Source organism: Vibrio sp. B1REV9 (genome assembly GCF_905175395.2).
In the GTDB taxonomy this organism is placed as follows: domain Bacteria; phylum Pseudomonadota; class Gammaproteobacteria; order Enterobacterales; family Vibrionaceae; genus Vibrio; species Vibrio alfacsensis.
In genome coordinates this window covers 401,216-420,240 of sequence record NZ_HG992746.1, presented here as the reverse complement: position 1 = coordinate 420,240, position 19,025 = coordinate 401,216, and the positions used below count along the sequence as shown (strand labels likewise).

At 43.7% G+C, this 19,025-nt stretch carries 17 protein-coding genes and 7 tRNA genes; 5 read left to right on the top strand and 19 right to left on the bottom strand.

Translation table 11 applies throughout. The features are described from left to right. Window positions 1-147: 147 nt before the first annotated feature. Entirely contained in the window at window positions 148-582 is a 435-nt protein-coding gene (gene trxC, locus KHN78_RS16125) for a thioredoxin TrxC (protein WP_211917177.1), read from the top strand. 176 nt (window positions 583-758) lie between these two features. Further along, a complete protein-coding gene (locus tag KHN78_RS16120) occupies window positions 759-1,919 on the top strand; it encodes an MFS transporter (protein WP_211917175.1) in 1,161 nt (386 codons plus the stop codon). A 48-nt stretch (window positions 1,920-1,967) separates the two neighbouring features. On the opposite strand, the gene KHN78_RS16115 is transcribed toward KHN78_RS16120, so the two are convergent. Further along, window positions 1,968-2,354, bottom strand: a complete 387-nt coding sequence (locus KHN78_RS16115; protein ID WP_211917173.1) for a nitrous oxide-stimulated promoter family protein — start codon at window positions 2,352-2,354, stop codon at window positions 1,968-1,970. Between the two features lie 81 nt (window positions 2,355-2,435). Beyond that, a complete protein-coding gene (locus tag KHN78_RS16110) occupies window positions 2,436-2,945 on the bottom strand; it encodes a GNAT family N-acetyltransferase (protein WP_211917171.1) in 510 nt (169 codons plus the stop codon). A 72-nt stretch (window positions 2,946-3,017) separates the two neighbouring features. Here KHN78_RS16110 and KHN78_RS16105 point away from each other — a divergent pair, with 72 nt between their 5' ends. Next, window positions 3,018-3,212: a DUF2986 domain-containing protein gene (locus tag KHN78_RS16105; protein ID WP_211917169.1), complete on the top strand. Its 195-nt coding sequence runs from the start codon at window positions 3,018-3,020 to the stop codon at window positions 3,210-3,212. A gap of 126 nt (window positions 3,213-3,338) precedes the next feature. Here KHN78_RS16105 and KHN78_RS16100 read toward each other — a convergent pair whose 3' ends face one another. Beyond that, entirely contained in the window at window positions 3,339-3,827 is a 489-nt protein-coding gene (locus KHN78_RS16100; RefSeq protein ID WP_211917167.1) for an NYN domain-containing protein, read from the bottom strand. Window positions 3,828-4,020: 193 nt separating this feature from the next. On the opposite strand from KHN78_RS16100, the gene KHN78_RS16095 reads away from it, so the two are divergent. Then, a complete protein-coding gene (locus KHN78_RS16095; protein WP_211917165.1) occupies window positions 4,021-4,461 on the top strand; it encodes a DUF4174 domain-containing protein in 441 nt (146 codons plus the stop codon). A gap of 128 nt (window positions 4,462-4,589) precedes the next feature. Here the strand turns inward: KHN78_RS16095 and cobA are convergent, their stop codons facing one another. The 12 genes from cobA to KHN78_RS16035 form a co-directional block, all read right to left on the bottom strand. After that, window positions 4,590-5,351 carry a uroporphyrinogen-III C-methyltransferase gene (gene cobA, locus KHN78_RS16090; protein WP_211917163.1) on the bottom strand — a complete coding sequence of 254 codons (762 nt, stop codon included), beginning with the start codon at window positions 5,349-5,351 and terminating at the stop codon, window positions 4,590-4,592. Between the two features lie 174 nt (window positions 5,352-5,525). After that, window positions 5,526-6,374, bottom strand: a complete 849-nt coding sequence (locus tag KHN78_RS16085) for a formate/nitrite transporter family protein (RefSeq protein WP_211917161.1) — start codon at window positions 6,372-6,374, stop codon at window positions 5,526-5,528. A 184-nt stretch (window positions 6,375-6,558) separates the two neighbouring features. After that, window positions 6,559-6,882, bottom strand: coding sequence for a nitrite reductase small subunit NirD (gene nirD / locus KHN78_RS16080; RefSeq protein WP_211917159.1), 324 nt, complete (start codon window positions 6,880-6,882; stop codon window positions 6,559-6,561). Window positions 6,883-6,894: 12 nt separating this feature from the next. Continuing rightward, entirely contained in the window at window positions 6,895-9,459 is a 2,565-nt protein-coding gene (gene nirB / locus KHN78_RS16075; RefSeq protein WP_211917156.1) for a nitrite reductase large subunit NirB, read from the bottom strand. A gap of 221 nt (window positions 9,460-9,680) precedes the next feature. Further along, complete coding sequence (locus tag KHN78_RS16070) at window positions 9,681-11,117, bottom strand: GGDEF domain-containing protein (RefSeq protein ID WP_211917154.1); 1,437 nt, start codon at window positions 11,115-11,117, stop codon at window positions 9,681-9,683. Between the two features lie 47 nt (window positions 11,118-11,164). Next, complete coding sequence (locus KHN78_RS16065; RefSeq protein ID WP_411912354.1) at window positions 11,165-11,683, bottom strand: hypothetical protein; 519 nt, start codon at window positions 11,681-11,683, stop codon at window positions 11,165-11,167. A 400-nt stretch (window positions 11,684-12,083) separates the two neighbouring features. Next, a tRNA-Cys gene (locus KHN78_RS16060) sits at window positions 12,084-12,157 on the bottom strand. A 423-nt stretch (window positions 12,158-12,580) separates the two neighbouring features. After that, window positions 12,581-12,654 (bottom strand) — tRNA-Cys (locus KHN78_RS16055). Between the two features lie 41 nt (window positions 12,655-12,695). After that, a tRNA-Leu gene (locus tag KHN78_RS16050) sits at window positions 12,696-12,782 on the bottom strand. A 560-nt stretch (window positions 12,783-13,342) separates the two neighbouring features. Beyond that, window positions 13,343-13,416: transfer RNA gene (locus KHN78_RS16045), tRNA-Cys, on the bottom strand. Window positions 13,417-13,446: 30 nt separating this feature from the next. Further along, window positions 13,447-13,522, bottom strand: a tRNA-Gly gene (locus KHN78_RS16040). A 27-nt stretch (window positions 13,523-13,549) separates the two neighbouring features. Continuing rightward, window positions 13,550-13,636 (bottom strand) — tRNA-Leu (locus KHN78_RS16035). A 330-nt stretch (window positions 13,637-13,966) separates the two neighbouring features. Between KHN78_RS16035 and KHN78_RS16030 the strand changes: the two genes are divergently transcribed. Beyond that, complete coding sequence (locus KHN78_RS16030; RefSeq protein ID WP_211918856.1) at window positions 13,967-14,755, top strand: lipase family protein; 789 nt, start codon at window positions 13,967-13,969, stop codon at window positions 14,753-14,755. A gap of 143 nt (window positions 14,756-14,898) precedes the next feature. On the opposite strand, the gene KHN78_RS16025 is transcribed toward KHN78_RS16030, so the two are convergent. The 4 genes from KHN78_RS16025 to viaA all read right to left on the bottom strand — a co-directional run bounded on the left by KHN78_RS16025 (window position 14,899) and on the right by viaA (window position 19,021). Then, window positions 14,899-15,144 carry a nitrite reductase gene (locus tag KHN78_RS16025; protein WP_128812957.1) on the bottom strand — a complete coding sequence of 82 codons (246 nt, stop codon included), beginning with the start codon at window positions 15,142-15,144 and terminating at the stop codon, window positions 14,899-14,901. A gap of 134 nt (window positions 15,145-15,278) precedes the next feature. Continuing rightward, on the bottom strand, window positions 15,279-16,985 hold the full coding sequence (gene dld / locus KHN78_RS16020; protein WP_211917152.1) for a D-lactate dehydrogenase: 1,707 nt from the start codon (window positions 16,983-16,985) through the stop codon (window positions 15,279-15,281). Between the two features lie 352 nt (window positions 16,986-17,337). Beyond that, window positions 17,338-17,411, bottom strand: a tRNA-Cys gene (locus KHN78_RS16015). A gap of 155 nt (window positions 17,412-17,566) precedes the next feature. Continuing rightward, a complete protein-coding gene (gene viaA, locus KHN78_RS16010; RefSeq protein ID WP_211917150.1) occupies window positions 17,567-19,021 on the bottom strand; it encodes an ATPase RavA stimulator ViaA in 1,455 nt (484 codons plus the stop codon). Window positions 19,022-19,025: the final 4 nt, after the last annotated feature.

The following is a 19,025-nucleotide window of genomic DNA, read 5'->3' as shown; positions in this document are numbered from 1 at the left end:
GTATTTTAATGAAATTTCTTAGAACCTGTTTAGGTCCAATTAAAGACTTGCTACTTTTATTTTGTAGCAGGCTAAAAATTAAGTATACAAATAATGAAGCAGGCTGATAAGTCATGTTTTCATCAAGTTGTCATAAAGGAAGAAGTCATGTCATCGTTTAAAACTCGTTGCCCGTCTTGCGGCGGTTTAAATCGTGTTCCCAATGAACGTGTTGCTGAGTCAGCAAACTGCGGCAAATGCAAGAGCGCACTGTTTGACGGTACGCCGATTGAGGGTACTGTCGATAACTTTTCAGCACTGTTGCAAAGTAACACACCAGTTGTGGTCGATTTTTGGGCGCCATGGTGTAATCCCTGCGTCGGCTTTGCCCCTGTTTTCGCTGATGTGGCACAAGATCAGGCCGGAAACGTTCGTTTTGTCAAGATTGATACAGAAACAGAACAACAACTCGCCACACAGTTTGGTATTCGTAGTATCCCGACTATTATGGTTTTCAAGAATGGACAACGTGTCGACATGATCAACGGAGCTCTGCCAAAAAACCAATTTGAACAGTGGTTAAATCAAGCACTTAATAAGTAATTTTACACGCCAGCTTGGCCCTCAAGCTGGCGTTTTTATGCATCAATTTCTCATAGAATATCGATAAATTTATTTTATCGACACGGATGAAAATAATCGTTTTACTTGCCTATTAATTAGCCTCATATTCGCGCCGAATAACCCCTGATTTTTACTTAATTTATAGGCGCAAAACATTGGAAAACACAGCCATTCCTTCAGCATCACCACGAGTCACAGTTCCTGTCGTAGCACTGTCTCTTTATGCAGTGGCATCAGGCTATTTGATGAGCTTGATCCCTCTTATGCTTGGTGAATACAACATCTCTGCTGATTACGCGAGTTGGTTGGCGAGTGTGTTCTATGGTGGCCTACTGTTCGGTGCGATTTTCTTTGAACGCATCGTGCATAGTGTTGGCCATCGCAAAGCGTTCATCGGCTGTCTAGCGGCATTCTCGCTAACTATCGTAATTTTACCACTTGTCCCGAATGGTATGGTTTGGCTACTTGCACGTTTCATTGCAGGTATTGCGGTTGCTGGTGTATTTGTCATTGTTGAATCTTGGTTAATGTCTGGTGACGAGTCCTCTCGCGCAAAACGTTTAAGCCTTTACATGCTGTCACTTTACGGCGGTTCAGCACTAGGCCAATTTGGTATTGGCATTCTTGGTGTGAGTGGTGGCGTACCTTTCATTGCGATCACGACATTAATCTTAATCGCAATGCTTGTGCTGATGTTCATCGATTGTGAACAACCAAACAGCCAAGAATCAATGGCGCTATCGTTTAAGCAAATTTCTAAGCTCAACCATGCTGCTATTATTGGTTGTGTGGTTTCGGGTCTAACGCTTGGTGCTATCTATGGTCTAATGCCGGTAGAACTTGCGAACCGCAAGATCAGTCACCAAGACATTGGTACGCTGATGGCACTTGTCATTCTTGGTGGTATGTTAGTTCAACCTATGGTTACCGCATTAAACAAGTACATGAGCCGTACCGTACTAATGGCGTTTTTCTGTATTCTCGGTATTTTCTCTATCGGTCTGACGTTCATCTCTTCGTCAGCGGTAGTGCTTGCGGCGTCACTGTTCGTATTAGGCATGGCAACTTTTGCACTCTACCCAATCGCGATTAACTTAGGTTGTGAGGGTTTAGACGAGCGCTTTATCGTATCAGCTGCTCAAGTGATGTTGTTCAGCTACAGCATTGGTTCTGTTGCTGGCCCTGTCGTTGCGGATAAATTCATGGGTCAAATGCACGGCTTGTTGGGTTACTTGTTCGCTGCTCTACTTGCGACATGCATCTACATGCTACTTGCTGCGACCAAATCAAAGCACCAAATGGCTGCAGGCTTATAATCCTAACCAAATCATGATAATAAAAACGAGGACCTAGTGTCCTCGTTTTTATTTGTTCATTCTTCGATGTCGGTTAGATGCATTTGCAATAGGTTTTTCCGGAACGCTCCGCTTCTCATGCACTAAGTGACGAATAGCCAAGATAGGATGTTTGAGCAACATTCTTGGCCCCGAATAACGCATAACCAACCGCATTTGCTCTTTTGGCTTTGGTTTATAGCAGTGAATTGGACATTTATTGCACGTCGGTTTGTCTTCCCCATACGGGCAACGATCTAGTCGCACTTCTGCGTATTCCAACAATTCACGGCACTCTGTACAAAGCCCACCACCGTCATGATGACGAGTACCATGGTGATCGTTGCAATAAACCTCGACCATCGCCTTGACGGTTTTAAATTCAGTGGCAAGTTTACCGATTAAAATGTCGCTCATACATCAGCCTTAAACTAAATGAACCTTAAACTAAATCAACCTCGACCGAAATCTAAATCAACATCAAACTACAACGTCGAACTACAATGCCATAGTGTAAAGCTGTAACGTTCTACCGTTGTCGTAAGTCTGCTCGATACGTTCATACTGGAAGCCGAGCTTACCTAACAACGAAATACTGCGATGATTGTCATTATTGGTGATGGCAACCAAGTTTTCTATTTGCATTCCATCTCGCGCATGACGAATTACCGCTCGCGCGGCCTCAATAGCATAGCCTTTTCCATAAGCATCAGGTAAATAGCCGTAACCAATATCAAACGCGGTTAAAGTATCACGCTTCACTAAACCACAAATCCCAATTGGCTGGTTATCTACTTTGGTTTCAACGACCAACAAACTTACGCCTTTCCGTTCTTGCATGCGTAGCATGTTATCTTGAATATAACGTTCCGCTTCTTCAAGGGAGCGAATTTGCTTGTCTCCAACAAAGCGGTAGAAGTCTGGCTGGTTGTAGAGCTCTAAAATAAACGGCGCATCTTCTACACTAACAAGACGTAGTATTAGGCGCTCTGTATTAAGTGTTCTCATAGGGTATCCATTAGGCTTGTAACTTAGCGGAAAAATCACTATTCTGCCCCGCTAAATTAAAGGACCAACACCATGAACCGCAAGAAGAAAATCAACCAAATTTTAAAATCAAAGCTAAAGAAGCAGAATTCAAAACTGCACAAAAGCAACAAGCCTCGTTACATCTCTAAAGCTGAACGTGCAAAAATGGAAGCAGAAGAGCAAAACCCAGCGACTGAACAAGGTGCTGATAGCGCGGTGGAAAGTGAGGTTGGTGAGCAAAGTTAATGACTTTCGCGAATCCGTAGAGCTGAACGAGTGCCAACTTTCATCAGTTCTACGGCATCACAACGGTGAATTGATCATTCGATCAATTCACCTCTGTTCTTGACATTCATCACCACAAATAAGCGATTACAGCAAAAAATCGTCTTCTATTGCAATAAAGCTGTCCGCCGCATCAATGAGAGTCTGAGACGTAAGCTTCGGTACGCCATAAACAGTGACTTTCTTATTAAAACGTTGCTGGATACGCTCAACTAACATCGTAAAATCACCATCACCAGAAACCAGAATCACTTCGTCTACCTCTGGAGCAATCTCTATCGCATCGAGCGTGATGCCAACATCCCAATCCCCTTTAGCGCTACCATCTCTGCGCTGGATAAAAGGTTTTAACATCACTTCAAAGCCCACACCGCGTAAAATATGATGGAATTGACGCTGTTTAGGATCGTTACTAGCAATAGCATATGCGCGAGCACTGACCACATGTTTGTCCTGTGCCGCCACATACCAGAATTGGTTGTAGTCAAAATTAGCTCGATACGCTTCTCGGCAGGTATAATACACATTCTGCACATCAGCAAGAATCGCGACTGTTTTTTTATTTTCCGAACTCATCTATTTCATACACCTTATCTTTTGCTGCATACCCTAAGCGACTTTGTCCAAAAGCACAATGAGCGATTTCCACTAAACTTACGTATATAGACAAGTAATCTCAAGGTGCCCTTGTCAAAGACTTAGTTCAGCGAGAGTGACTTGGTTTACAGGCGTGACCAGACTTGTTGTTCGCGTTTAAAGGAGTAATGTCATGATACACAAAGTACTCGCTCTATTGGTTTCGTGCCTCGTGTCCACTGCTGCTTTTGGCTATCCGTCACATGGGCAATACTGGCCACATCGAAGTGTGCTGTATTTTGCACCGACCAATGATGACCACGTGAAACAGTTTTTGCTCGAAGCCTTAATGAACGAATGCGAACTCGAAGACCGTGACATTGTCACACTGGTGATTGCTGAAGATGGATTTACCCAGCCGGCGTGGTTAAAAGAAGAGTTCGATCTAAAGATGCTTGCCAAGCTCTATCAAGTAAAGCAAGGCCAGCACACCGCCATTCTGTTAGGCAAAGACGGTGAAGAAAAACACCGCTGGGGCGCAAAAACCGATTGGCAATTCATCAATAACCTCATTGATCAAATGCCTATGCGAAAAAGAGAAATGCAACAGAAACGCAGCCCTTGTGCTATCTAATGTTTAGTCATGTGCAGCCAAGTTATGATGAAACTTAGCTACTATGACGCTTAGTTATTATGAGGATTAGTTATTATAAAACTTGGCCATCATGAAACCTAGCTGTTAGGAAATTTGCTTTTAGAAAGTTAGCATTTGCCAAACCAATCCAATTTGTTGTGCAACTGAGTAACACTGCCAACTACAATCAATGCCGGGCTCACAGCTTGCTCTGCCATATTCGACAATTCACTCAACTTCCCCTGAAACACACGCTGCTCTGGTCGTGTACCATTTTCGATGATCGCACATGACATTTCTGGATCTAACCCATGCGTGATCAGCTTATCCATGATGTGACCACTTTGTTTTAGTCCCATGTAGAACACAAGTGTGTTGTTTGACTGAGCCAATGAGTGCCATTCAATCTCACGGCCATCTTTTTGTACGTGTCCGGTAATAAATTGAACGCTCTGTGCATGATCACGATGCGTCAAAGGAATACCCGCATAAGCTGTCGCACCAGCAGCGGCCGTAATACCCGGAACCACTTCGTATTTGATGCCAAACTCGGCTAACTCTTCTAGCTCTTCACCACCACGGCCAAAAATAAACGAATCGCCACCTTTTAGGCGCACCACCCGCTTACCCTCTTGTGCTTTTTGTACCAATATTTGATTGATTTGATCTTGTGGTACGCAATGAAAGTCGAGTTTCTTACCGACATAAATCATCTCTGCTGATGCATGAGCCAATTCAAGAATGTCTTTCGACACTAAACGGTCATACACAACCACTTCAGCCGCTTGAATTGCTTTTAAGCCTTTTACTGTGAGCAGATCAGGATCGCCAGGTCCTGCGCCCACTAGTGAAACAAAGCCGCTGTTTAAAGATGAATGAACTGCAGTCATATCGATGCCTATCGGTAAATTTAGATATAAAAAGTAACACTCACGTGATCCAATTGAGGTTCAAACTACTCTAAAGAGTGATTACTTTTTATCGCTAAATCAATAAAATAACAGATGAAAGTTAAAATTGAAGCATGGTCCCATCTATCTAAAAATGGGACCAGCACAAGCAAATTATTTCACCATTGCAGGTTCAACTTTTACTTCGTCTTGCGCATTGATAGCAGGCGCAGTTTTAGCATGAGTTAGGTACAGTGGAATACATGTCATGACTAAACCACCAACAATGTTACCTAGGATGGTTGGAATTAGGTTGAAGTTCAACCATGTCGCAATGCCAAAATCCGCACCTAGAATCATACCTAGTGGGAATAGGAACATGTTTACTACTGTGTGCTCAAATACGAGCGCGAAGAAGATGAAAATTGGGAACCACATCATCGCTACGCGACCAGACACTGAACGTGCTGTCATGTTGCCGATAACACCTAGACACACCATCAGGTTACAGAAGATACCGCGCACGAAACACGTGATCCATCCGTCCATACCCATATTCTCAAAACCAAGGCTACGTGCGGTAGAAACCGCGACAAATTTCTTCGCTACCGCATTCAGTTCTAAAGAGAAGTTACCTGTCAAAGAGATAGCCACTAGGTAAGCAACGATCAGAGAACCGATTAGGTTACCCAAACCAACAAGTCCCCAACAACGGAAGATGCGATTCCACGTGATGCCAGGACGATTGGCGAACTTCGCTAATGGTGCAAGGCCGAAAACACCTGTGACGAGGTCGTAACCCATAACACTGAGAATCACAAAACCGACAGGGAAGACAAGTGCCCCTACAAGGCCAATTCCTGTTTGCACCATCGCTGTAATTGCGACCACAACCGCCAGAGAAAGAATTATTCCAGCCATCGTTCCACGAAGAAGAAGATCGCGAGTACTGGTGTTGGTTTTCGCTTCACCCACGTTGATCATGGTTTGCACGAATTCTGCAGGCTTAAAGTCAGTAGACATGAATGTGTCCTTATTCAAAAATGTGAAAGTTAAAAATTAAAGATTGAATAGAGAAAGGCTTCCCGTTAACTCAGTAACATCTCGCTTCCTTGTCCCCCGCAGATGACCAAGGGAAAACCTTTGTCTATTGAATCTAGTGTTCTTTGCATTCCCTCCCCCTAAGAGAAGGGAATGCAAATCGAGCTTATGCAGAAATTTCCACTTCGCCGTTTTTCACGCGAGCTTTGTACGCTTTCACATTGAAACGCTCGTCTTCCATACAAACACCGGTTGCTAAATTAAAGCGTTGCTTTTTAAGTGGACTAGCCACCCAAAGTTCGCCTTGGTGCTCACAGATCAAACCACGAGAAAGCACGTTTGATTGGAAGAACGGGTCTGTATTGCTGATCGCCATGACTTCTTCTGCTTCCGTCGGACGAAATACGGCAACTTGCTTTCCATCAATCAGCGCACAAACACCTGTGCCTGGTACGATATCGCTGATTTGGCAAATCTTTTCAAATGACATATCAACTCTTCCTTATGCTTCTGTAATCGCTACGTGTAGGATGTCGCCTTTCGCTTCAGGGTGTTTTTCCGTGAAGGTTGCTGGGCGGTGCTGTTCACGCTCTTGTACAAACACAACGTTATCATCGCGCTTGTCTGAGTTGATGAAGTGCGCGAAACGAGTCAGTTGTGATTCGTCGTTGATGGTCGCAGTCCACTCACACTCGTACTCGTCGACAAGCTTCGCTACGTCAGCTTCTAGTTGCGCGTTGATGCCAAGTTTGTCGTTAACAATCACTTCGCGTAGGTAGTCAACGCCACCTTCCATGTTTTCCATCCAAACTGATGTACGTTGTAGTGGCGCAGCAGTACGGATGTAGAACATCATGAAGCGGTCGATGTACTTGATTAGCGTTTCTTTATCTAGGTCACTTGCAAGTAGGTCTGCGTGACGAGGCTTCATACCGCCGTTACCACATACGTACATGTTCCAACCTGCATCAGTCGCGATGATTCCAAGGTCTTTACCTTGTGCTTCCGCACACTCACGAGTACAGCCAGAAACACCGAACTTCATCTTATGAGGTGTACGAATGCCTTTGTAACGGTTCTCGATGTACGAACCTAGACCAACAGAATCTTGAACGCCGTAACGACACCACGTTGAGCCAACACATGTCTTCGCCATACGAAGTGCTTTTGCGTACGCTTGACCTGTTTCGAAACCAGCGTCGATAAGCTTGCGCCAGATCTCCGGAAGATCGTCTTTTTGAGCACCAAACAAACCAATACGTTGAGCACCGGTGACTTTGGTATATAGGTTGTATTCTGCAGCAACGTTCGCTAGCGCACCCAGTGCTTGAGGTGTTACTTCACCACCCGCCATACGTGGGATTACAGAGTAAGTGCCGTCTTTTTGGATGTTACCTAGGAAATTATCGTTCGTGTCGTGCAGCTTAACCAGTTGCGGCTTAAGAATGTGCTCACCCCAGCAAGATGCCAAGATAGAACCAGTCAGTGGTTTACACACTTCGCAGCCGTAACCCTTGCCGTATTTCACTAGAAGTTCATCAAACGTTTTGATCTCTTCGATACGAATAAGGTGGAACAACTCTTGGCGCGAGTAAGCAAAGTGCTCACATACGTCGCTCTTCACTTCAATACCCGACTTCGCAAGTTCTGCGTTCAGTACTGACGTCACTAGAGGAATACAGCCACCACAGCCCGTACCTGCGCCTGTCACTGCTTTGATATCACCCAATGTGTGATGACCATCAGCCACCGCTTGCGCGATCTTGCCTTTGGTTACGTCGAAACATGAACAAATAACCGCGCTTTCTGGAAGTGCATCTGCACCCAGTGATGGTTTTTCTGCGCCGGCGTGTGCAGGAAGAATTAGTGCATCAGGGTGTTCAGGTAGGTCGATTTCATTCAGCATAAGCTGTAGAAGATCACCGTAGTCAGACGTATCACCAACCATCACTGCACCAAGCAGTTTCTTGTTGTCTGCTGAAACGATAAGACGCTTGTAAACCTCTTGTTCTTCGTTTTGGTAAACGTAGCTCTTACAGCCCTCTGTTCGGCCATTTGCGTCGCCGATAGAACCGACTTTCACGCCCAACAGTTTCAGCTTCGCAGACATGTCTGCGCCTTCAAATTTGCTTTCTGTATTACCTAGCAAGTGATCAACCGCAACGGTCGCCATCTTGTAACCAGGAGCAACAAGGCCGTAGAACATTTCGTTCCAAGACGCACACTCACCGATTGCGTAGATGTTCTCATCAGAAGTCTGACAATGGTCGTTAATAGCAACACCGCCACGAGGTGCTACTTCTAGTTCCATTTGGCGTGCTAGTTTGTCTTGTGGACGAATACCTGCTGAGAATACGATGAAGTCTGTTTCTAGCTCAGTGCCGTCTGCGAAGCGCATAACGTTGCGAGCGTTTGTTCCTTCTGCAGCAATCTCAAGCGTGTTTTTGCTGGTGTGGACGTTCACGCCCATACGCTCGATCTTTTGACGCAGTTGGTTACCACCAGCAAGGTCAAGTTGCTCAGCCATTAGCTTAGGTGCAAATTCAACAACGTGAGTCTCTACACCTAGTGCTTTCAGTGCGCCTGCTGCTTCAAGACCAAGCAGACCACCACCGATAACAACGCCTGATTTGCTCTTCTTCGCACACGCTTCGATCGCTTTAAGATCTTCGATCGTACGGTAAACAAAACAGTCTTTGCTTTCGTGACCTTTGATAGGTGGAACAAATGGGAATGAGCCAGTAGCAAGAATCAGCTTATCGTATTGAACTTCTCGTCCAGTGCTTGAATACACAATGCGATTTTCACGGTTAATGTTGATCGCGCGTTCGCCAATCAGCATCTTAATTCCGTGCTTGTCGTAGAAACCTTCTTTTACTAAGGAAAGCTCGTCTGCAGTGTGGTGAGAAAAGTAAGAGGAAAGGTGTACACGATCATATGCGACACGAGGTTCTTCACAGAAAACCGTAATGTCCATATTAGAAACATCGGTTTTGTCGACTAAGTCTTCGATGTAACGGTGGCCTACCATGCCGTTACCGATGACAACTAGCTTCAACTTGCTCATTCTAATTCCTAAGGGTTAGGTTCTTATCACTGAGCGCATTGTTAATTGTGAAAGAAAATTAATACATGATGTAAATCAATTACGGAATAAAACTACCCTAAAGGGGTAGATGTGACTAACTTCGTATAATTTTATCTATTCTTTCGTAATTTAAACGAAATTAAAGAAAGTCAAACTATCCTAGCGACACTTTTGCCACATTTTTACACATAAAAACATCGTTAATTGATATTGAGCGTATCCGCCATAATTACAATATTCCGGCCTTTGTCTTTTGCAACGTATAAGTTTTTGTCTGCATCTTCGAAAGCTTGTTCTAAGCCTGTTTGGCACGCTTCTAGCGTTATAAAATTATCCAATGTGGTCATAGGTACCGCCCCCACAGAAATGGTCACGACTCCAGACGGTTCATTCTTAACATGCGGAATGGCCATCTGTTCTACAGCACATCTGACGTCTTGTACTTTGTTATGTATTTCATCTATGGTATTGCCATAAATCAGTAAGGCAAATTCTTCACCACCTAAGCGAAATGCTGGTTGAGACTCCCCTAAATGCTTATTAAACACATTGGCAACCTCACATAGCGCATTGTCTCCCTCGGTATGCCCGTAGGTATCATTAAACTTCTTGAAATTGTCGATATCACACAACACAAAACACACGTATTTATGCTTCTGAAGCCCGTTAAGTACAAGCGTCGGCCCCATACGATTGTACCGAAAGCGAGAGCCTATCCCGGTTAAAGTGTCCGTATCCGTCTGCATACGCAGTACTCGTAACTGATTTTTAATTTTGGTAATAAGGCTTGAATACGCTCGTGCCAAATCACCAATTTCATCTGAGCGTGTAATTTCAGGAATATGTGTTTGGTCGATCTTTTCAATGTCTTTTTTCATCGAAAGCGACAAGCGAGTTAATGGGCTGACAATCCATATCGTCACCATATAGATAAGCACCATCGATATAAGTGCGGCAATAATCGCCTCATAAACAAGCTCTCTAATAAGCTGCAACTTGAATGCATCCAAATCACTTGCATCCAAAACTACCCAAATGTATCCCCCATTGATATTCCGCAACGGAACACACACATGTAATACCGAATGGAGTGAGTCGTAGAAATAATCCAACTGTCCTAAAGATGCTTTGTTCCAAGGTAGCTCTGTAGTAGCACTAAGTTTCTGACTTGAAATCAAAGCATCAAGGTCAATGCTGGTTTTATTAATGAGGTAGCCCAATTTTTTCTGCTTAAGGGCATCTTCTGCGCCTGTTTTCGATAACATTTGCTCTAACAGTGCCTTGCGCTGCTTGAGTTCATTGACTTCTTGGTCAGACACATCCGTTCGCCAGACTTGATGATCTTGAGACAAATAACGTACGGAAACAGTTTTCTTGGTGTAATCCGAAACACCTGAAATTTCGAGAAATAGCAATTTATCAATCGCACGGAGATCTTCTTTGGTGGACGGCATCATCAAATTGGCGTAATTACGGCCGGCGATAGATGAAGAAAAGAACGTCATCTGAGCCGCAAGGTGAGATTTCGTAATGGCAGCAGCGTGCTCGATTCGCATTTCCCACTCACTTTGATAGCGAGCGAATGACATGCCCAGAATAATAGACAGGACTAAAAACAGATGCGAAACAAAAAGCATCTGATTTATCGTCAATAAGCCAAATAAACGCTTACCCAATGTACTAATTACTTATCTTTGTAGACACCAAGTACCGGCTCAGCACATGTGCCATTGATACAGATATCTTGATAAGTGGTATGGCAGCTTTGACAAAAATTTGGCTCTAAACTTGGGTGCGTATGACTGACGTCTTTACCCTCGCGATCGTAACTACCGTAAATCGCTAACCCACCAATATGTTCCGTTACCCAAACAATGCCATCCACTTCTGAGATTGCAACGGCTGTTGGTCCATCCGTATAAGGACCATGCGTTTTATATTGTTCCAATTTAGATGGATTAACGCGAATAGTCAGTGGCGAACCTTGCCCATTGTTTATCCAGCTGTAAGCTCGGACAGATTCTTGTATAAACAAGGAGGTATCTGGCGGGAGAACCGTATCAGCAGGTAGGTTTTGTGATTCTTTCACGACCGGCCAATCTTGCCACCCATCAGGATAGCTCGCCATAGATGCCGCGAATGCCCCCATCGATACAACACTTAGCAATACAGCAGTGACTCCAGCTCGCCTACGATCTAGCATCTGTTACCCTCCTTGGACGTGATCGGCAATATTAGGCACGAATACTCATATATCCATAATATGAACAAGCGCCTGAATAGATGATGGTATCAATTAGACGCATCAAATGCATCTAGTTTCCCTGCAACGAAATCTAATACGTGTAAACATTTTCTACCAGCTCAAACAAAAAACATTAAGAAGAGTGTGCGAACACAAACTTACTTAGATTCAATCCTATGGATCAGAAGCTCGTGTTTATTATTGAACGAATGATGGGTACAAAAAATCAAGAAATTGAAAATACGAAAGTAGTAAATTAGCAGGCGAACGATAATTAGATGTAACGAATGGATGACAAAAGGATTAGGATGACAGTCTAGAAAAGCTAAAGGGGTAGTATTGAGACATATTTATGAGATGGAGGCGCCTCCCGGAGTCGAACCGAGGTCCACGGATTTGCAATCCGCTGCATAGCCACTCTGCCAAGGCGCCATCTTGTTGCTTCTGAATGAAGCTGATTGAAGCTGATTGAAGTATCAGCACGACAACTGTCGTTCCGATGGGGCGTACTTTAATGATTTATTCTAAAGAGTCAAAGAAAAAAACATTCTTTTGGTTTGTTTGACAAAAAAAGCAACACATTGCCTACTTAGCATCCTAATACTGCCCTATCGCCTTTTATTCTTAGCTTTTATTGGCACCGAATATTCTAAGTTTACGCATATTCAGTTCAAAACCAAATAGAGTTATCGGCTGACTCACTAAGCACTAAGCACTAAGCACTAGAATATAAACCGAAAATAAACAACGCCCCACTTCCATTCTTTAAAACTCCATTCTTTAAAACTCTGAAACGAAAAAGCCCCGTCACATGGACGGGGCTTTCAAAATTCTTTCGCGATAATCGTTATCGAATGGAGGCGCCTCCCGGAGTCGAACCGAGGTCCACGGATTTGCAATCCGCTGCATAGCCACTCTGCCAAGGCGCCTTACCGATAGTGTTCTCTAATACACTTGCATTTGAACTAGATGGTGCCCCGGGCCGGACTTGAACCGGCACGACTCGAAAGTCGAGGGATTTTAAATCCCTTGTGTCTACCAATTTCACCACCAGGGCAACGCAATCATGCGATGGTACCACCATCTGTTTCAACGACTTTCGCCGTGAGAACGAGGCGTACTTTAACCTAATTAAATTTTCGGTCAACAAAAAAATTAGTTTTGAGCATTCAATCGCTTAACATACAGACAAATCAATTATAAAACATGCAATCTGGTTAAGTTTTAACAACGGAAATTAGGTATTCAAGGCACGTTAAGATTCAGCTAGGTAAAACCCAATCAGAACAAGTAGGCAAAGTCGGTGATCCAAGTAAGAGCTCAAAGTTGACATAAGACCTCGCCCGATAAGGAACGAAAATTATTGATAAGCCGTTATCATGAGAAACATGCCGAGTTATATACTACGATTGGCCTCAGTTACTACTGGTTGATATAGAAACCAAACTACTGATTGGTATAAGCGGCTATGATCGCTAGAAACGACTTTGATTGCTATAAGCAACTATGATCGCTATAAGCGGACTAAGAGGGGTATAAACGGACTGATTTAGAAACGAAAAAACCCCGTCACACGGACGAGGTTTTCAATGTTCTTTCTCGATAATCGTTATCGAATGGAGGCGCCTCCCGGAGTCGAACCGAGGTCCACGGATTTGCAATCCGCTGCATAGCCACTCTGCCAAGGCGCCTTAATGATACCAATACCCTAAGATGAATATTGGAGCGACACACGAGGTTCGAACTCGTGACCTCAACCTTGGCAAGGTTGCGCTCTACCAACTGAGCTAGTGTCGCATTCATGTCTACTGACATAATGATTGATGGTGCCCCGGGCCGGACTTGAACCGGCACGACTCGAAAGTCGAGGGATTTTAAATCCCTTGTGTCTACCAATTTCACCACCAGGGCAACGCAATCATGCGATGGTAACACCATCTGTTCCAACGACTTTCGCCGTGAGAACGAGGCGTACTTTAACGCATTTAGATTCTGGGTCAATAAAATTTTTAGCTTTTTTATTCAAGTGGTTAAAACAGAAACACCAAAGATTACAACTCAATCACTTTGCTCAAACTCACACCATTTTATTCTGAAAAATACGCGTTACCAGAAAACGTTTTTCTTCCGCATCTGTATTTTTACACCAATTAAATGACGACATATTAAAGGTCTGCAATTCATTTTTCCTTAATAATCCCATCTTAAGGTTAAAACTTGGGCAACTCACTTTACCGTTATGTGAAACCATTAAAACGATACCAATACGAACGTTACGCAGTTCTCTGTAGCTTAGCCTACCCTAGAATCTTTAAGCAGACTCGATATGGGTTTGATCCAGATGGACAGCGGGTCATCAAAAACCAGTTCGGCAAAACCATGACCCGTGTACTTTGGAGCAAGAAGCGCACAGAAGTGGTGGTCGTGATAAAAGGCTCACACAATCTCTCGGATTGGTTACTGAATTTTTTCATCTGGCCACGTCGTTGTCACCACTTAGGCCTGCGCTACCGAATCCATAGTGGCTTCTATCATCTATTATTCCAAGAAAGTACACCGAGCAGAAATCAAGACCGTTTGGGCCTGAGCGTTCTAGAAAGGCTCGAAGCCACTGTTGTTCCACTGATTTTGCAAGGGAAACGCATTACGGTGACTGGGCATTCGTCAGGTGGGGCAATTGGTTGCGTGTTTGCTGATTACCTTGAAAAGAAATACCCCAAATGTATCAAGCGTGTTGTCACTTTTGGTCAACCTGCAATTGGAGACTGGGCGTTCAAAAAGCACTATCGACTGAGTCATAAAACCTATCGCATCTGTTGCGATATCGACATCGTGACCTTTATGCCTCCGGTACCCTTTCTCTACTGGCATGTTGGAAAAATGCTGTGGTTATATAACGGCAGGATTTACGAAAACACCCCTACTTTGATCCGCTTAGCTCGCTCTATTGTGAGTTGGCTTATTCGCCCTTTTTCTTATCACTTAATGAGCAAATACATCCGCAATAAAGATTTTTTCGATGAGCGATAATCCAGAGATGTAAACACCTGATAGCTCAAAATACGAGTTAAACCTGAATTAATGAAACGAAAAAAGCCGAAAAACAGCAAGCGTTTCGGCTTTATGAAAGTCACCCAATGGAATCAATTATCTCACTGTAATTTACGGGGACGTTATAAAGACGCTATTTCTCGATCCAGTTGATACTTACGATCAGTAACAATGCGCTCCAGTACTTCGACTCTTTCAGTTAAAGCAGCTACCTGTTTTTTAAGCGCATCACGCTCTTGCGTTGAAAGCTGATTACGTTCAGACACCTCTAACGCTTTCACATCTTTACGATGCTTTAAGACCATATTGACGATACCACCACCAAATATTGCCCCAAACACTATAAATACTATCAATACGTCTTCCATAACATCTCATCCTTTTTATGTTATCTGCATCCAAGACATTACAAGTTAAGCATTTATGCTATAAATATCAAACTCAAACTTCATCACATAGGTGTATAACTTGAGTGTCACCACACAGGAAAAACATCACAATATTAGGCGCAACAATTACAATTGCGCTTGTAGCGGTCCATCATCCCTATTCCTGGGTTGAACGTGTTCGTTGGGTCCAACTCATGGTAAAACTTCTGCAGACTACTTTCTGCTTCATACAGATGACCAACATTGTGTTCGGCTGGGTACTTCGCACCGCGGCGGTTCAAGTGCTCCAACATAAGCTTCTTCATTAACTTGGTGTCGGTGCCTTTCTTAAATATGTAGTCTTGATGGAAGACGTAACACATAAAGTGTCCGTAATAGAGCGACTTAACCAGATTCTTACTCACTTCTTCTGGTAACGTCTCTAGCCATTCATCATCGTTACGACGTAACGCAATATCTAGCGCGACAATGTCCTCAACCTCTTTACGATGGATAGTTTCATAACGAATAGCGGCCCCCGCTGCGGCAAAACGATGTAAGTAAGCTTTTTTACCCTCTTCCGGCGTACATTCAAAATAGTCACAGTCATCATGAGCATTCCACACGGTTCTTAAATACTTCTGCGCTTCTTCAATGCCCCCATCACTCATTTTAAGTACAAGGTGGTGTTCATAGTTGTCACGAAACGCCAACATACGTGGTGGCAAATGTTGGGGGAACAACTTACTCACGTAGTACAGCATGGTATCTGGAAGATATTTGTTCACGAGGGGTAAACGGTCTAAAATATTCTCAACTTTTGCTTTGAGTGAAAACAGTTTTGGTAATTTGTCCGTACCTAAACGATCAATCGACAAAAAAACATCTTTGCCATAATTTTCCGCCATATTGAAGATATCCCGGTGAAGATACTCCCCCATTTCTGGTAAATGTTTAAATTGAGTCAGAAAATCTTTTCTTAACTGAGCTAGTTTCTTTGGATCATTCGTCCCGAGATAAAAAACTTGTTCTTTTTCCGGAATTGGATAGCTGTCGACACGAACCGCAAACACCCCAAGCTTGCCAGCACATCCACTCGCCTCAAATAATCGGCGTTCATCGGCATTGAATCGGGATGGAATATCAGAGGTAACGTCACGGACGCGCTCATCATATTCTTTGTCTGATGCCATACGCGAATCATGAAGTACCTTATCTGGGTCAAAATTACCGTCTTGGATGTTTTGCAAAATTTCTTCTGGTGAAGAGCCTAGTCCCTCAATACCTAAATGATTAACCAGATTCAATTTGCCTTGTTTATCCACCTGAGCAAATATGGCAAGTTCTGTATAAGCGGGGCCACGTTTCACGAGCGCCCCACCAGAATTATTGGCGATCCCCCCCACCACAGTCGCGCCTAATGAAGATGAACCAATCACAGAATGGGGCGCACGGTTAACCGCTTTGAGTGCTTTCTCTAGTGAATGCAAGCTAGCGCCGGGTAAACATACCGCTTGCTTACCTCCATCGAGCAAATAGATTTGCTTCATCTTGGTAATATTAATCACCACTACATCACGATCATAATCACTACCACTGGGCGCAGAACCCTCGGTTAAGCCCGTCTTGGCAGCTTGCATGATCACGATGCAATTATTCTCTACACATTGCTTTATTACATTCCATTGCTCTAATAGTGTATTGGGGAAGACCACAGCAAGCGCTTTACCGCCACCGGAGCGAAAGCCAGTACGGTAGTACTTTGTTTTAATCTGATCAGTCAGAACGTTTTCTTCCCCGACAACGGCTTTAAGTGCCTCAATTAACAGCTCTTGTTTCATATCCTTAGCTCTATTCCCCAAATCTTGTATCACTAGTAGGTTAACGTTGTTTGTTAAAGACTCAATCCATTTCATTAACAAAACAATAGCAAAGCTTTTTGTTAACAAATGTGCGCCAAATCGAGGAAACCAAAAGGTTGGATATCGTTATTCTATTTCAATACAAAAGTGAGAAAGACGGATTAAATGTAATCACTGGAATAAGATAGAAAGGTAACGGGATGAGAAAAAGGTGTATCGCTAAACTGTAAAATCACTATCAAAAAACGACAGATACAAAAAAACCAGCTTTCGCTGGCTGCTCGTCGATGTTTATACATCGTAATGTCACGACTGAACTCATGTCGTAAAATGGAGGCGCCTCCCGGAGTCGAACCGAGGTCCACGGATTTGCAATCCGCTGCATAGCCACTCTGCCAAGGCGCCTTTATTTTCAACACTTTGAAGACTGTGTCCCGCTGCGTTGGTTGCTACTTTACGGATTCCGAAAATAGAGTCAAACAAAAATCTATCTTTTTAAGTTTGTTTGCTTTGTTTTAAATCAAATGGATCATTATTCGATCTAATTGCGCATTTCTTGTTTAGCCATTTGAGACGCGTTGAAACAAACGCCCCACCACATTGGGATGATAAGACCAAGTATGATCAAACATCGACATCAACGCAGGATTTCCATATTTAGACAAGCTGATCGCATGGAAACGGTTTTTCTTGGCTTTTAATGCGTCAACTTTGGCAATCAACTCATCCTGCTGCTTCGGCGCAATAAAGTCAGAAATGACCACTAAATCTGCATTTTTATATTTATCACTGCTCATGAGGTCTATTGATTTGATCAGTGTGGGCTCTAAATCTGTACCACCATGAAAGCTGTACGTCAGAAAATCCGCCGCTTCACGTAATCCATCTTGGCGAGTAAGCTCATAAGTGATGTGTTCTGTTGAAAAGATGATAACGTAACAATCACGTTGCTCTGCTAACGCAATTTGCATCAATGCATAAGCCATCCCTTTCGCACATTGTTCCGGGAAACCACTCATAGATCCCGACGCGTCCACACAGACAATAAACGGCCCTTTCTCTACATCAACGGCTTTGTGGTCGGGTTTATGTGCTTTTACTTTACGCAAAGTGCGAGACTTACCTTGCGTACGATAGTTCATCAAGCGTTTATCAACGAGATGTTTGTAAAACACGACTTCTAGCTCTGGATAAGCCAGAAACATGGTCTCATTAGGCAGCAGCTTGTTAAGATCGTCACTCTCATGGATACCGACGATATCATCCGTTGCTTCGTCGCTCTTTTCCTCAACCATTTGCAACTCTTCAGCGGGTGCACGGTTAAGATCAGGATCATTCACTTGGCCCGCCATACGTCCAAGCTGTTCAGCGATATCTTGTAAGCCTTTGTGCTTTTTCAAAAACTCTGCATGACGCTTCATAACCGTCAAATCTGTTTTACTTAGCTTGGCCGATGCCATGTCCCAAAGGCGCCCAACGCTTTGCTCATCACCTGATTCTGTCACTTTGTCCATACTGCGCATCGTTTCCATTCGCTGGTACAAATCCTCAAGGACTTTCTCTTTGTTGGCTTCGAGCTCAGTCAACTGCGCTTGTTTTATCGCATCGGCAAGGCTTTGATACCACTGGTCACAAAAATAATGTGGGAACATAGGATTATCAACACCCTTGTTCTTCTCCAACATTCGACGAGCCTGCATGTAAAACGCAGAGTGCCACTCCAGCTTTTTGATCACATCATCAATGCGTTCAAAGAATTCTTCTTCGTCCCAGTAGATGACTTCTTGATACAGTGCAAGTTCTTGCTGAAAACGCTCGGTTTCACAGACTTTCGTCATGCGCTTTTTAACGCTGCCACGCCACTTGAGAAGATGGTTTTTGACCGAAGATTTCATTCCTCGGTTCTCGGACATCATTATAACTTGAGAGCGCGCCATGAGATCGTTCACAGCCCCATCGATAATGCCAGAATCCGCTACCATGAGCGCTAAATTGAGTCCGTCTGCACCTAACATGTTG

What these genes read in the sequence shown, in the direction of transcription:
- trxC (WP_211917177.1), top strand. Translation starts at nt 148, where the DNA reads ATGTCATCGTTTAAAACTCGTTGCCCGTCTTGCGGCGGTTTAAATCGT.
- KHN78_RS16115 (WP_211917173.1), bottom strand. Translation starts at nt 2,354, where the DNA reads ATGAGCGACATTTTAATCGGTAAACTTGCCACTGAATTTAAAACCGTC.
- KHN78_RS16110 (WP_211917171.1), bottom strand. Translation starts at nt 2,945, where the DNA reads ATGAGAACACTTAATACAGAGCGCCTAATACTACGTCTTGTTAGTGTA.
- KHN78_RS16105 (WP_211917169.1), top strand. Translation starts at nt 3,018, where the DNA reads ATGAACCGCAAGAAGAAAATCAACCAAATTTTAAAATCAAAGCTAAAG.
- KHN78_RS16100 (WP_211917167.1), bottom strand. Translation starts at nt 3,827, where the DNA reads ATGAGTTCGGAAAATAAAAAAACAGTCGCGATTCTTGCTGATGTGCAG.
- KHN78_RS16095 (WP_211917165.1), top strand. Translation starts at nt 4,021, where the DNA reads ATGATACACAAAGTACTCGCTCTATTGGTTTCGTGCCTCGTGTCCACT.
- cobA (WP_211917163.1), bottom strand. Translation starts at nt 5,351, where the DNA reads ATGACTGCAGTTCATTCATCTTTAAACAGCGGCTTTGTTTCACTAGTG.
- KHN78_RS16085 (WP_211917161.1), bottom strand. Translation starts at nt 6,374, where the DNA reads ATGTCTACTGACTTTAAGCCTGCAGAATTCGTGCAAACCATGATCAAC.
- nirD (WP_211917159.1), bottom strand. Translation starts at nt 6,882, where the DNA reads ATGTCATTTGAAAAGATTTGCCAAATCAGCGATATCGTACCAGGCACA.
- nirB (WP_211917156.1), bottom strand. Translation starts at nt 9,459, where the DNA reads ATGAGCAAGTTGAAGCTAGTTGTCATCGGTAACGGCATGGTAGGCCAC.
- KHN78_RS16070 (WP_211917154.1), bottom strand. Translation starts at nt 11,117, where the DNA reads ATGCTTTTTGTTTCGCATCTGTTTTTAGTCCTGTCTATTATTCTGGGC.
- KHN78_RS16065 (WP_411912354.1), bottom strand. Translation starts at nt 11,683, where the DNA reads ATGCTAGATCGTAGGCGAGCTGGAGTCACTGCTGTATTGCTAAGTGTT.
- KHN78_RS16025 (WP_128812957.1), bottom strand. Translation starts at nt 15,144, where the DNA reads ATGGAAGACGTATTGATAGTATTTATAGTGTTTGGGGCAATATTTGGT.
- dld (WP_211917152.1), bottom strand. Translation starts at nt 16,985, where the DNA reads ATGAAACAAGAGCTGTTAATTGAGGCACTTAAAGCCGTTGTCGGGGAA.
- viaA (WP_211917150.1), bottom strand. Translation starts at nt 19,021, where the DNA reads ATGTTAGGTGCAGACGGACTCAATTTAGCGCTCATGGTAGCGGATTCT.